Origin of the sequence: Paenibacillus sp. GD4 (assembly GCF_030846225.1) — a bacterium.
GTDB lineage: Bacteria > Bacillota > Bacilli > Paenibacillales > NBRC-103111 > Paenibacillus_G > Paenibacillus_G silviterrae.
In genome coordinates this window covers 4,669,381-4,681,411 of the sequence record NZ_JAVCYK010000001.1, presented here as the reverse complement: position 1 = coordinate 4,681,411, position 12,031 = coordinate 4,669,381, and the positions used below count along the sequence as shown (strand labels likewise).

At 51.6% G+C, this 12,031-nt stretch carries 11 protein-coding genes; 2 read left to right on the top strand and 9 right to left on the bottom strand.

All coding sequences use genetic code 11. From position 1 onward, the window contains the following. The 7 genes from RAC89_RS22120 to RAC89_RS22090 all read right to left on the bottom strand — a co-directional run bounded on the left by RAC89_RS22120 (position 1) and on the right by RAC89_RS22090 (position 9,537). Positions 1 to 2,028, bottom strand: coding sequence for a heparinase II/III domain-containing protein (locus RAC89_RS22120; RefSeq protein WP_306615798.1), 2,028 nt, complete (start codon positions 2,026 to 2,028; stop codon positions 1 to 3). Continuing rightward, positions 2,025 to 2,792, bottom strand: a complete 768-nt coding sequence (locus RAC89_RS22115) for an SDR family NAD(P)-dependent oxidoreductase (protein ID WP_306615797.1) — start codon at positions 2,790 to 2,792, stop codon at positions 2,025 to 2,027. Before RAC89_RS22115 ends, RAC89_RS22120 begins: the two co-directional genes overlap by 4 nt. Beyond that, complete coding sequence (locus RAC89_RS22110) at positions 2,789 to 4,669, bottom strand: cache domain-containing sensor histidine kinase (RefSeq protein ID WP_306615796.1); 1,881 nt, start codon at positions 4,667 to 4,669, stop codon at positions 2,789 to 2,791. Before RAC89_RS22110 ends, RAC89_RS22115 begins: the two co-directional genes overlap by 4 nt. After that, on the bottom strand, positions 4,669 to 5,700 hold the full coding sequence (locus RAC89_RS22105) for a response regulator transcription factor (RefSeq protein WP_306615795.1): 1,032 nt from the start codon (positions 5,698 to 5,700) through the stop codon (positions 4,669 to 4,671). The genes RAC89_RS22110 and RAC89_RS22105 overlap by 1 nt, the downstream gene beginning before the upstream one ends. 279 nt (positions 5,701 to 5,979) lie before the next feature. Further along, the gene (locus tag RAC89_RS22100; protein ID WP_306615794.1) at positions 5,980 to 7,533 is read right to left on the bottom strand and encodes an extracellular solute-binding protein; all 1,554 of its coding nucleotides are present in this window, start codon (positions 7,531 to 7,533) and stop codon (positions 5,980 to 5,982) included. 155 nt (positions 7,534 to 7,688) lie between these two features. After that, on the bottom strand, positions 7,689 to 8,570 hold the full coding sequence (locus RAC89_RS22095) for a carbohydrate ABC transporter permease (RefSeq protein WP_306615793.1): 882 nt from the start codon (positions 8,568 to 8,570) through the stop codon (positions 7,689 to 7,691). Between the two features lie 10 nt (positions 8,571 to 8,580). Further along, the gene (locus RAC89_RS22090; RefSeq protein WP_306616165.1) at positions 8,581 to 9,537 is read right to left on the bottom strand and encodes an ABC transporter permease; all 957 of its coding nucleotides are present in this window, start codon (positions 9,535 to 9,537) and stop codon (positions 8,581 to 8,583) included. A 187-nt stretch (positions 9,538 to 9,724) separates the two neighbouring features. Here RAC89_RS22090 and RAC89_RS22085 point away from each other — a divergent pair, with 187 nt between their 5' ends. Next, on the top strand, positions 9,725 to 10,348 hold the full coding sequence (locus RAC89_RS22085) for a YktB family protein (protein ID WP_306615792.1): 624 nt from the start codon (positions 9,725 to 9,727) through the stop codon (positions 10,346 to 10,348). A gap of 63 nt (positions 10,349 to 10,411) precedes the next feature. On the opposite strand, the gene RAC89_RS22080 is transcribed toward RAC89_RS22085, so the two are convergent. Both RAC89_RS22080 and RAC89_RS22075 read right to left on the bottom strand, forming a co-directional pair. Then, on the bottom strand, positions 10,412 to 10,600 hold the full coding sequence (locus RAC89_RS22080) for a hypothetical protein (RefSeq protein ID WP_306615791.1): 189 nt from the start codon (positions 10,598 to 10,600) through the stop codon (positions 10,412 to 10,414). Positions 10,601 to 10,615: 15 nt separating this feature from the next. After that, a complete protein-coding gene (locus RAC89_RS22075) occupies positions 10,616 to 11,116 on the bottom strand; it encodes a hypothetical protein (protein ID WP_306615790.1) in 501 nt (166 codons plus the stop codon). Positions 11,117 to 11,311: 195 nt separating this feature from the next. On the opposite strand from RAC89_RS22075, the gene RAC89_RS22070 reads away from it, so the two are divergent. After that, entirely contained in the window at positions 11,312 to 12,010 is a 699-nt protein-coding gene (locus tag RAC89_RS22070) for a hypothetical protein (RefSeq protein ID WP_306615789.1), read from the top strand. Positions 12,011 to 12,031: the final 21 nt, after the last annotated feature.

Below are 12,031 nucleotides of genomic sequence, written 5' to 3'. Positions count from 1 at the left end.
TCATCCTCTCCCCGTAATGGTCAAGCCAGAATCCTTGCTTAAGGCTATCGTGAATTGCTCATTACCGCTGGTTACAGTGATTTCCCCGCTGTCACGCAGCTTCAATAAAGCTTGCTCTCCTGTGGTATACACATGAATGAAGCTTGCGGTACGGCCCATACGCCGGTGCAAAAGCCCCTTAACCCGTTGGCTCGGATCGATCGTGGTGCCCGGCGTTTCGATCTGGTACAGTTCATCCTCCGCCTGAACAAGCGCCGTATGATACACTTCCGCGCCTGAGGCTAACGTATATCGCAAATACAGCTCCCGATCATCCGTATAACGGCCCGTCACGTGCATGAAGGCTCCTCCGTCAATCGGTTGAAGCAATGCAGCAGCAGCCTCTTCCGTGAGCGCTTGCAGCTTGCCTCCTTGCACTGCGGCAGTCGGATGCATCCACCATTCGATGGAGGCCGCTTCCTGCAGCTCCACCTCATACCAATCCACCAGCACATCGCCCTTGAGAAGCAAATGGCGATCCAGCTGACAGCCGGAATAGGCGTCTGTTGACTGGAGCCAAACGATGGTGGCCTCCGCACCGTTCTCAAACCGTACACAACGTCCGGTATGATGCGCCTGTGTGGCACCGCCGATGGAAACGGTATTATGGCTGGCCGTCTTGGCAAACCATTGCTTCCGCAGCTCCGAGCCGTAAGGCACCATGCCCATATCGGGCGTTACATCGCCGGAACGATGAGCGAGTGAGATGTGAAGCTTGTCGTCATGACCATGGGAACCGCCATGCGGTCCGAAGTCGGCCAGGAACGAAAGGTTCGAATCCGATCGCCGTCCTATCACAAAGCCTGACTCCGCCAGCAGCTGCGAGCCCCGGTCACCGAACGAGGGCTCGACCGGCCACTCACCCGTTCCATACAGCAGTGCTTCCAGGCTGCTGCGTACCGGTTTCCCGCCAAGCTGATTGTAAGCTTCCGCTAGAATCGGGATGAGTCCGCTCAAGCCGTACCTTGCCAGACCGGCTTCGCAGGTTTCCGCAATTTCACGGGCGTACGGCACACGGGCCATCGGCCCGTCATGCAACGCTGGCAGCATCCCCTGCTCATTGGCAAGCGTGATCAGCAGCTCAAACATACCCTTCAGCGATTGCCCCGATTCTCCTTGGACGGAGTACAAGTCAATGCCGAAGCGCTCAGCCATTTCCGCCGAAATCATATAAGCTCTCAAAACAAAGATGTGATAATAGACAGAGCCTTCGAACTCGAATTGATCCGGCTTAACACCGATCGTCAGGTGGTGCTTAAAGCCGCCCACTCCCTCGATCAGCTCCTTCAGCTCCTCGATCTGACCCCGGACCGCATAGACACAGGATAAGGATGCATTGAGCCAGGCGGTGTAATTGTTCTCCGGATTGTTGCGATCATGAATGAGAATTTGGCGATACCCCTTCATGCTGGATTCCAGCATCGTCAGGAACGTATCCAGCGCCTGGCGCTCCACGGGAGTAAACTCGACCCCCTCATCCAGCAGCAGAAGATACGCCCTAAGCAGTGTTGTCGACCAGATTCCCTCCGTCAGCGCCTGATGGAACGCCCTCCCCTTCAGCATCCAAGGCTGAGCGTCCGGGTGTACCGGATACTTAGGGAACTGCTGTGCATACTCAACCAGCAGCCGCTTGGACAGCACCGCAAGCTCCACTTCCCGTGTAACCGCATACACCGCTGCCGCCTGCAAGCAATACCGGGCGAGGGACTGGTGCTTAAACACCAGCCACGCCCCGCGGTATACTTCCCCTTGGATTCGGCAGCCGTAAGGACATGCGATGGCTTCGGGTTCGTTCTCTTGAGGGTCAAAAAGCAGCTCCGTGTGATGCTCGGGACACACATATTGGTGCCACCAGCCGCCTGGCTCCTCAGGAATCACAAGACTTCCCGCCGCTTGAAGCGATAACAATTCCTGTCTTAGCGCGTTAACAATGTCATCGGCCCATGTCGTCTTCGCCAGCTTCTCTCCCAAGAATCCTGCCGTCATCATCGCATGAACATCCCGCCGTTGATTTCAATCGTTTCGCCGGTCAAATAGGCGGCAAGATCGGACGCCAGATACAGAACGGCTCCGGCTACATCCTCCGGCGTACCTTCACGCTTCAGCGGGATGGAGTTGATCGTGGCTTCACGAGCCGCATCGCTGGTGAAGGTAGCGTGGAACATCGTATTGCCGATAAAGCCCGGCGATACATTGTTTACCGTAATGCCGTTTCCGGCGACTTCCTTAGCCAGACCCTTGGAGTAAGCCATGACCGCCGCTTTGCTGGCGGCATAAATGCTGGAGCCCGGACCGCCGCCGTTATGCGCCGCTACAGATGACATATTGACAATACGCCCGTAGCCTTTCGCCTTCATGCCGCCCAATACTCTTTTGCACATAAATACGGTGCTCTTCATGTTCACATCCATGATCGTATTGTACATGTCAACGGTCATCTCCGTGTTCGGAACCCGCTGTACCAGGTGACCGGCGTTATTCACGAGAATATCCACCGTACCGCCAAACGCCTTCTCCACCTCGCTCACAAGCTTATCGATCTGTTCGAGATCCGTCACGTCCGCTTGCACGAGTACAGCTTCTCCACCCGCCGCGCGGATGGCGTCAACCGTTTCTTGCCCCTGCTGAACATTGCGCAAGCAGTTGACACCCACTTTCGCTCCATTCGCAGCCAAAGCCATCGCTATCGCGCGTCCAATCCCTGCATTCGAGCCTGTTACCAATGCAATTTTACCAGTCAAATCGATTTTCATAGTGAACCCTCCGCTGTTTTAATTTGGCCTGTCTTGATTTTAGGCGTTGGAGTGGCCGGCATGACCATCGTGATCCGACTGCCCTGTCCCCACTCGCTATCTATTTGAAGACCATATTGCTCTCCAAAAACCATTTGAATGCGCCGGTGAACGTTCATAATTCCGATGCCGCCCCGGCGCGGCCCTCCTCCGTGATCTTCAGCCAGCTTGTTCAGCTGCAGGCGTCTTCGAAGCTCCTGCAGCCGTTCAGGACGAATCCCGGCGCCGTTATCTTCGATGATCACTTGAAAGAGACCGTTTTCCTTCTTCGCATCGATTCGAATATAATGATGCGGCTCAATGCCATCCGGAAACGCATGCTGGAAAATATTTTCCACGATCGGCTGCAGTGTAAGGCGGACCATTTTCTCCAGCAGCAGTGCCGGCGGAATGGCAACCTCGATCTCAAATTCTCGGTCGATACGATGCTGCAGGATGATCATAAAATTACGCACATGATTGAGCTCGTTCGCTACCGTAATTTCCTCCAGATTCGCCTGGATGGAATAACGAAGCATGAAGGCCATGGCATCGACCATCTCTGTGATCTCATCGGAATCCTGAACAATGGCGTAGCAGTTAATCGTCTCCAGCGTGTTGTATAGGAAATGCGGATTGATCTGCAGCTGGAGCGATTGGTACTCCGCACGCTGCCGCTCCAGCTCCGTCTGGTGCAGCTCCAGGTCGTGCTTCTGCTGCTGCAGCTCCGCCTGATACACCCGTTCGATCATGTCCGAGAGGCGCGTCACCATCAGATTGTAGCTGTGGATGAGTCCGCCGATCTCGTCGGTACGGCCGATTTCATCGATATGCTGCCAGTTTCCCTTCTCCGTCTCGCGCATGCTGTCCTTGAGCTCCATAATCGGCGCTACGATGGAACGTCCGAATTTGGCGGCAAGCCAGAGTGCCGCTACCAAAGTAAGCAAGCCTACGGCCAAGGTCGTCGTACGGATGAAGGATACCGGCTTGCGCATCTCATCGACAGGCATCGCAACCACCAGATTCCATTTGGAATAATCCGACTTTCGCGACAGCACCAATCGATTCTCTCCTCCGATGGATTCAACCACGGTCTTGTTTTCCGTCCGAAGAATGCGGCTGGCCAGCTCCGGATCCATTTTGGTATCCTTCATATGAACATCGGGATGGTAAATGTAGTTCCCCTCATCGTCTACAATGAAGAAATATCCTTTATTGCCCAGATTCACCAGCTGCCATACCCGGTACAGCTCATCCAGCTTGAATTCGACCGCCACAACCCCGCGGAAGGATTCGCCGTAGGAGGCTCCTCTTACCTTTCGCGCCATCGTGACGACGGTGCCTTTATCCTCAGGACGAATGCTCATGTCAAGCAGTACAATCCTGCCGTTGTTCGGGGTCGACTGCATCAAGTAGTCGAATTTTTCCGTAACCAGCTCCGGATCAACCGCCGAGAAGTTCTGATTGTCGTAAATAACCGAGCGGCCGTGCTGTCCTACGACATACACCATGTTCAGCTGCTTATAGATGTTATAGATCGAATTGACCGAGTTCTGCACAAACTTTTTGATGACGTCGGAGTAGTAATAGTACTCATAAGAATCATCGCGGGATATCTCCATAAACTGCCTTACATCGGTATTCGACGAGAACGAGTTGCTGAACAATTCATAGGTCTGCAAATAAATGTCCGTCTGTGCGGAGGTGCTGTTGATCGTTTGCTCCATGTAGAGCTGCACCTGCTCGTCGATTGCCCGGGAGGATAGAACATAGCTCGCTACCCCGACACTCGTTAGTGAAAGAATGATCACGATAAAAAAGTATCGGTAAAGCTGTGCCGAAAGCGTCCGCTTTTTCATTATTCGATCCCCAGCCTCTGGCGATATTCCGAGGGAAGACAGCCGGTATACTTCTTAAAGGTCTTTGTAAAATGCGGATGGTCCGCATAGCCGACCTCTCCGGAAATATCGGTAATCCGATACTGCGGCTGCTGCAGCAGCTTTTTCGCTTTCTCCATCCTGGCCCGGGTCCGGTATTGAACGAAAGTCTCCTGGGTGGATTGCTTGAACAGCTGACTAAAGTAGGAGGCATTTAGCCCGATACGCTCCGCCACCTCCTCCAGCGATACTTCTTCAGCAAGGTGCTCGTCAATGTATCGCTTCGCCTCCTCCACCGGATCCTTGGCTTTGCCTCGGCGCTTGACCCGAAGCTCCTCCAGCCGTCCGTGTATGCTTTGGGCAAACGACTGCCATACCTCCTCTTCGTCCGGGGAGGAGCTGAGCATCAGCGATGCTTTGAGATTAAAGACATCTCTCGCATTAAAGGTTTTTGTGAGATGAGCATACATTTCCTCAAGGAGCTCTCTGTAGCGGTTCATTTTCAGATCAAGGGCTTTGAGGTCTTGGCGGATCCCTCCCAGAATACTAGTAAGCTGGAACTCATTCAAAGTCCATACGGCTTCCTCCAGCTCTGCGACCCAGGCTTCCAGCTGGGTAACGGTGACGAAGGATTCCGCCTTCTGCTTCAGACGAACCAGCTTTTCCAGAACATCTTGAATTTTCTTTTTGTTGACCGGCTTCAGCAAATATTCCTTTACCCCGAAGGAAACGCATTTCTGCGCATAGGTGAAATCGCTGTAGCCGGAAATGACGACAATGTGGATATCCGCATTCATTTCGTACAGACTGCGGCATAGCTCCAATCCGTCCATCTTGGGCATGCGAATGTCCGTGAACAAGAAGTCCGGCGCCTCTTCGGCGATGAGCTCCAAAGCTTGTACGCCGTTCGTAGCTGTGCGAATGCCGGCGATCGGGATCCCCGACTGCTCCACCAGCTTCTGCAAGCCGCTGCGGATGATAGGCTCGTCATCAACGATCATGATTTTGTACATAGATGCACTCTCCTTTTGAAGCCGCTTCTTAACCTATCATATCAAAAGGCAGAATTACATGCTTGAAGGTAACTCCATCATACCCCGAAAAAACATGCTGGACTATAGAATGACTTTTCACCGGTTTGTGTTTTTTTTAGGTTTATGTGCGGGAGGGTTAATGGAGGAACCTTCGACATTGTTAGAGGAAGGGATCGCAGGAATGACACTCCCGCCGAGATGCACAAAAAATTAGAAAAAGCCGCCCCCCCACTTGCGCAGGGGAACGACTGTGTTGTGTTACTTACGAATCGCGTCAGCTTCGGCGCCGCGGATTTTAAAGTCCTTTTTCGCATCGTAACGAGCTTGAGCTTCCTTGAGGATCTCGTTACCGCCCTTGGATTTCCACTCCTCGATCACCTTCGGCCAATCGGAGATCGGCTCCTTGCCGTATACCATTTTGACCATGTGAGCTAACAGCAGAGGTGCCGGCTCATCGGAGATGGAGGCGGCATCCGGGTTTTTGCCCATTGCCTCCAAGCGAGGATCAAACTCGATACCGCCGCGGCCTTCCTTCGGCAGAATCGTTTCGAACGATTTCAACAGCTCTTTGCCTGCCGGTGTCGCTTCGAGAATCGGCTTACGGAACGCATCATCCTTCACCATATGCAGGAAACCTGACAGGTAACGCTGTTCTGCAACCTCCTCCGGTGTCTTAGGCTCAACTGGCAGCGACGTATCGAACCACTTGTCCGCTTCCTGTGTTACCTGCCAATCGAAGAACTTGATGATCGCAGCCGCTCTGTCCTTCGCTTTGGCATTGATCAGGTAGCTTCTTGTAACCGGGGAATACAGGTAGCCGCCTCCCTTCCCGTCCGTACCGACAGGTGAAGGAATGATTTTGATCTTCGCGTTAGGCACATTCGCTTGAAGCTGAGTCTCCCACTGAAGCAGCTCTTGGGCATTCATTTCCCACATGCCTGCTTTGCCGGAAAGAATAATGTTCTTGAAGTTCGTCGGGTTGATGGTCGCAAACTCCTTGCTGATCAAGCCTTCATCGAACATCGTTTTGTACGTATTGAGCGCTTTGGTCATGTTCTCCACATCGAAGAATTTCGGCTGTACCTTGCCTCCGACAACCTCGAACTGGCTTTGGTACGTGTAGACGTCATACGCTCCGAAGAACAGATCCGCGTACTTGAACTTCTCGCGGCCCATGAACGGATGCTCTACGCCGATCTTCTTGAAGGCGCGAAGCATATCCAAGTATTCCTCTACCGTTTTCGGATCCTTCGTAATGCCCGCCTTCTCCATAAGGTCGGCGCGCACCCACGTTGCACGGCGGGAGGAGCTGGACAAGAACTCCGGAATTCCGTAGATTTTGCCGTCATATTTCAGCTCTTCCCAGGCCTCTTTCGGAATGACCTTCAGCAGGTTTTGGCCATGCTCCTTGAGCAGGTCGTCCAGAGGAAGGAAAACTCCTGCCTGGACAGAACCTGCGAGCTCCTTGCCGTTAGTGCCTGCGCCTGCTTGAACAACATCGGGAATGTCATTGATGGCGAACATTTGAATCATCTTTTGCTCGTAATCCTTATGCGGAATCAGTTTGATGTCCAAATCGACATTCGTTTTCTTCTCCAGCTCTTTGACCCACTTATCATCATTGATGTTGGCATGCTTCTCCACATAATCGAAGTTCAGCGTACGCATGGAAATCGAAAACTTCGTCGGGCCTGCAGGTGCAGCGCCTCCCTGACTTTGATCCTTCGGAGCGTCCGTATTGCCGGCGCATCCTGCCAAGGTACCGAGTACAAGCGATAAAGCTACGGATGTCGTGACTACCTTCTTTTTCATGCTACCCCTCTTTTCTTTCGTTAGTATGGGTTGATATAGAGAAAGCCATTTGTAATAGCGCTTTCATCATCTACTGTCATTCTACATTTCAGAACAAACTTCGAACAATGGAGTGATTTTGTATGCGCTTGTATTTTCTTTAGATCGGGCTCAGGTTAGCTTTTGACGGAGCCGATCAGCATTCCCTTAATGAAATGACGCTGCAGGAAAGGATAAATCAGCAGGATCGGTACGGTTGCGATAAAGACGGTTGCCATTTTGACGCCTTCAGGCGACATGTTCAGCATTTCGCTGTAAAGCGAGCCGTTAGGGTCCATACTTAAGGAGTCCGTGTCGATCATGGCGCGCAGTCTGACCTGAAGAGGCATCAAATTGCGATCATTCAAATAATAGATAGCGCTTTGGTACGAATTCCAGTGATACACCGCATAATAGATCCCCATGGTCGCCATTGCCGGCTTGGACAGCGGAAGGATGATGCGCCAAATAATGCCGACTTCCGAGCAGCCGTCGATCCGTGACGAGTCGATCAGCTCATTCGGGATGTTCATGAAAAACGATCTCATTACAAAGAAGTTAAAAGCACTCACGGCATTGGGAATCATGACCGCCCACAAAGAGTTCATCAAGCCCAAATTTTTAATCAAGATAAACTGCGGAATGAGTGGCGCGCTGAAAATAATCGTAAACAAGATCATCAGGAGCAAATATTTACGTCCTACATACTCTTGTCTCGAGAGCGGATACGCAAGCGACGACGTCATCACCAGGTTGATGGCCGTACCGACAACCGTGATCAGTACGGTGATGCCGAAGGCCCGCAGAATCGTTATATCCTGAAATACGTACTGATAGTTGATCCATGTAAAATCGACCGGCAAAAGTCCCACAGAGCCGTTGGTGATCGCCTTCGAGCTGCTTAGCGACTGTGCCAGCACGTTAAGGAACGGCAGGAACATCAGCAGCGACATGATGCCTAAGAACGTCAAGTTAAATACGTTAAATACTTTTTGGCCTTTAGTAATTCTGTAGTCCATAACGCACCCCCTAGAACAAGCTTTCTCCTGTTGCTTTTTTACTGAACTTATTGGCTGCCAGCAGCATGACGAGACCGACAACCGATTTGAACAGCCCTACCGCCGTCGAATAGCTGTACTCCTGCTGCATTAGACCGACCCGGAAAATGTACGTGTCCAAAATTTCACCGTTCTCGTAAGTGAGCGGGTTAATGAATACCCAAACGCGTTCAAAGCCGTAATCCAAGAAATCGCCGATTTTGAGCAGGAACAAGATCGTAATGGTCGGCATAATCGAAGGAATCGTGATGGCAAGCGTTTGCTGCCAACGATTCGCTCCGTCCATTTCCGCCGCCTCATAGAGATCAGGGTTCACACCGGCCAAGGCGGCTAAATAGATGATCGTGCCCCAGCCCACTTCCTTCCAGATCCCGGAGCCGACGAGTATGGTCCGAATCATGGAGTTTTCCGCCAGGAAATAGATCGGTTCAAATCCAAGCCATACAAGCGCATGGTTCACGACGCCCGTCGAAGGAGAGAAAATACCAACGGCAATTCCGCTGATGATAACCCAGGACAAGAAGTGCGGCATGTAGATAACGGTTTGTACAATTTTTTTGTATACCGCGATGCGAACCTCATTCAGCAGCAGCGCTACGATAATCGGTGCCGGAAAGGCAAACAGCAGCTCCATCCCGCCGAGAATGACCGTATTTTTCAAAATCCGAAGGAAGTCCGCATGCTGGAACATTCTTTCAAAATGCTTAAACCCTACCCACGGGCTGCCCCATACCCCTTTAAAAATGTTGTAATCCTTGAAGGCAATGAAGGACCCCGCCAGCGGAATGTACTTAAAAATCAAATAGTACAAAATCCCCGGCAATGTGATGAAATAAAGCGCTTTATACTTCCACATGAATCTGAATACGCTGCTATTCTGACTTCGGATGCTTACCTTGTCAGCCGCGCTCACTTTGGCTCCTGCCATAACTCTCACCCTTTTCCTCTTGTCGTAGTTGATGGTTGTTTGTAGTAGTGTTTTACCGTATCTTTATAGTAGACTTTGGCCGTGAAACGGACAATGGACTCGTTATCATTGCCCTTGTGTTTTTTTTAGGTTTTGGTATAGTGGGTAAGCATACAGCTTGTCTGAAACAGGAGGCGTTATTTCGATCATGACTTTTCCAGGCTTTACTCAAGACGATTTCGATGTGTTTACCATACCGGGACTGGAGCCGCGCATGGAGTCCCTCATTGCGAACGTACGTCCCAAGCTTCATCAGCTGGGCGAGCTCGTCGGTCCCCATTTGACCGCTCTGTGCGGTGAAGAAATGTTCCCGCACGTCGCCAAGCATGCAAGGCGCACCATCAATCCGCCTAACGATACTTGGGTAGCGTGGGCTCATAATAAGAAAGGCTACAAGGCCCATCCCCATTTTCAAGTAGGCATGTGGTCCACCCACGTGTTCATCCAGTTTGCGCTGATTTATGAAAGCCCGAATAAAGCAAGTTTCGCGGAGAAGCTGGAGCAGCAGTGGGATACGATTCGGACACAGCTTCCGGCACACTATGTATGGTCTTTGGATCATATGCAGCCAGAGGGGATTCGCCATGAAGAAATGACAGAGGAACGCTTCGCGGATCTGGTACGAAAGCTAAAACACGTGAAAAAATCGGAAGCGCTGTGCGGTCTGACGATTGATCGGCATGATCCCGTGCTGACCGACGGTAAACAATTCCTTAACGTCGTGGAACGTACATTCGAAACCGTGCTGCCTTTGTACCGTCTCTCCTTCTGACACGAAAAAGCCTGCTTCCCTGCATTCTCATGAAGAACGCTGCGGAAGCAGGCTTTTTGAATATTAGCTATTCTTCGTGCGGGTGAAGCCGAATTTGTTGATCAGAAACTCGATCAGGTCCTCTTCCTCCACATCGTCACCTTCAAGAAATTCGTTGATCATTCCGATGAATTGGATTTGCGAGTACTCTTTCTCGTTATAAAGCAGCAGGGTATCTCCTGTGCCCTGTTCTTCGATTTCGTAAGTAAACATCGTTAGTCCTCTCCCTTATCTTCTGGAATACAGATGAATGTTGGCCGTATACTCTTTCACCGTCTCTTCAATCGAGGCCAGCCGCTCCTTCAGCTCTCCCTGCTTCGACAGCTGATGCAGGATAACCTGCGTATAGATGCCGCATTTGTCCGAATCCGATTTGCGTATTTGCTCAAAGTCGTTCAAATACACCGGGATATAGAAGCAGTCAAGCGTATTCATCGAGTAAATATAATCCTCCTGATGCTGATCGGACCATGCCTTTAATGCATCATAGAGCCCGCTTAGCGTGATCATACCGAGCCGGAGCGATCTTCGGGTATTCTCGTGAGCCTCTTCCGTGATATGTCCGGCCTCGAGCTGTTTCGTATTTCTTTCGTCAAATACATAGAGAACGCCGCCCCACTCGGAAGAAAAGCGCAGCCAAAAGTCGAAATCCTCCGCTTTAATGATGATGCGGATCATTTCATTAAAGACAACGTCCGGGTTGTCCGACAAACCTGGTTTCATACTCATTCATCCCTAACTCCTTATCGGCATAAAAGCTGTCCTTCTTTTTATACCACAGATTTGTGCTTGAAGGGAATGAACGCAGCCATGCAAATTTCATGTTGATTTAAGCTTAGCTTCACCTCCCCTTAAGGCGATTTGGATAAGCTAGGTATTGTGGGAGAAATCTAACTATTCCGCACAGAAAGGAAGTGAGTTACTTTGAGACCACCTTATACCAAAACGTTCCTCGTCTCCAGCCTTGCTTTGGCCCTGCTGCTAGGCGGAGGCACACTCTACAGTGCCAAGCACATTGCACGAGCCGAATCGTCGGAAGCGCCTTCCGCCGTCAGCGGCACTGTGAAGGACAAAGAGCTGAAGCCGGACCGAGAAGGACGTCAGGAGAAGCTCCCGATTTATGAGGAAGCGGCGGCACTGCTCGGCATGGACAAGGAAACGCTGATGAAGCAGCTGAAAAGCGAAACGCTGGTGCAGATTGCGGCAGCCAAAGGCATCAGCGAGACCGACCTCATTGCCAAGCTGCAGGCTGAGCGCACAAAGAAGATCGAGGAAGCGGTTGCTTCAGGCAAGCTGACGGCCGAGAAAGCGGAGAAGCTGAAGGCCCACATGGAAAAGCATTTGAAATTTATGGTCAACCACCCGGTGCGCGGCGACAAGGCACACCACGGCAAGACGGGTAAAGGCCGATTCGACGCACTGCCTGCCCCGGAGAAGCTGGCTTCGATCCTCGGCATCACCGAGGAGCAGCTGAAATCCGAGCTCAAGGCGGGGAAATCCATGACCGAGATCGCAGCAAGCAAAGGCATGAGCAAGGAGCAGCTCGTCGCCAAGATCAAGGAAGAGCTGACCCCTTGGATTGAAAAAGCGGTAGACCGCAAGCACGAGAGCAAGCAGAAGTAACTACGAATGCAAAAAGAAAAG